General features: G+C 66.1%; 2 protein-coding genes. Both read left to right on the forward strand.

What is annotated here, in order from left to right:
- Nucleotides 1–789, forward strand: a 789-nt coding sequence (locus AHiyo1_RS09930) for an ABC transporter ATP-binding protein (protein WP_148667535.1), incomplete at its 5' end; no start/stop codon positions are given.
- On the forward strand, nt 786–1,209 hold a 424-nt coding region (locus AHiyo1_RS09935), incomplete at its 3' end, for an ATP-binding cassette domain-containing protein (RefSeq protein WP_113990625.1). The genes AHiyo1_RS09930 and AHiyo1_RS09935, both read left to right, overlap by 4 nt.

Genomic DNA, 1,209 nt, shown 5'->3' on the forward strand with positions numbered 1-1,209 from the left:
CGCCGGGGCGAGGTTCACGGGCTGGTGGGCGAGTCCGGCTCGGGCAAGACCCAGACCGCCTTCTCTATCCTCCGGCTCCTGCCGCAGGGCGGACGTGTCACGGGTGGCTCCATCATCTTCGACGGCACGGACCTGGCCCGCCTCTCGGAAAAGGAAATGACGAAGGTCCGCGGCCAGCGCATCGCCTATATCCCGCAGGAACCCATGAGCAACCTGGACGCCGCCTTCACGATCGGCAGCCAGCTCATGGAGCCCATGCGGGTATGCCTCGGCATCTCCAAGGCGGAAGCCCGGAAGCGTGCACTGGCCCTGCTGGCCAAAGTGGGGATTCCCCACCCCGAACGGACCTTCAACGCCTACCCGCACGAGATCTCCGGAGGCATGGCGCAGCGGGTGCTAATCGCCGGCGCGGTTTCCTGTGAGCCGGACTTGCTTATCGCGGACGAGCCCACTACGGCATTGGACGTCACGGTGCAGGCCGAAGTGCTCGACCTGCTGCGCGAACTCCAGGACGAGCTGAAAATGGGCGTCATCCTGGTGACCCACAACTTCGGTGTCGTCGCCGATCTGTGCGACCGCGTGACCGTGATGCAGACAGGCCGTGTCGTGGAAACCGGGCCCGTCCGGACCATCTTCAAGGACGCCCGCCACCCGTACACCCGGCAACTGTTGGAAGCGATCCTCGAGGATGCGGCACCGCGCGGCCCGCTCACGAACGGCCCCATCGAAAGCAAGGCACCCATGAGCACCGACGGATCCCTCACCAGCCTGACAGGAGTGAAGCCATGACCGAAACACTGCTCGACGTCCGGGACGTCGTCGTCGAATATCCCCTCAAGGGCTTCCGGAAGGAACCGTTCAAGGCCCTCAAGGGCGTTTCCCTCGACATCCGCCCCGGCGAGACGGTGGGCCTGGTGGGGGAGTCGGGATCCGGCAAGACCACGCTGGGCCGCGCCGTGCTGGGGCTCGCCCCGGTCACCGGGGGAAGCATCAAGTACCGCGGCCAGGAAATCTCCCAAGCCACGCGCGCCCAGCGCAAGGAGCTCAGCCACGAGATCCAGGTGGTGTTCCAGGATCCGTACACCTCGCTCAACCCGTCCATGACCATCGAGCAGATCCTCACCGAGCCGCTCACAGTCCGGAAAGTGGAACGCCAGGCCGCCAACAAGCGGGTCGCCGAGCTGCTGGACCAGGTCCGGTTGCCGCACG

This window comes from Arthrobacter sp. Hiyo1 (assembly GCF_001263615.2).
Taxonomy (GTDB): Bacteria; Actinomycetota; Actinomycetes; order Actinomycetales; family Micrococcaceae; genus Arthrobacter.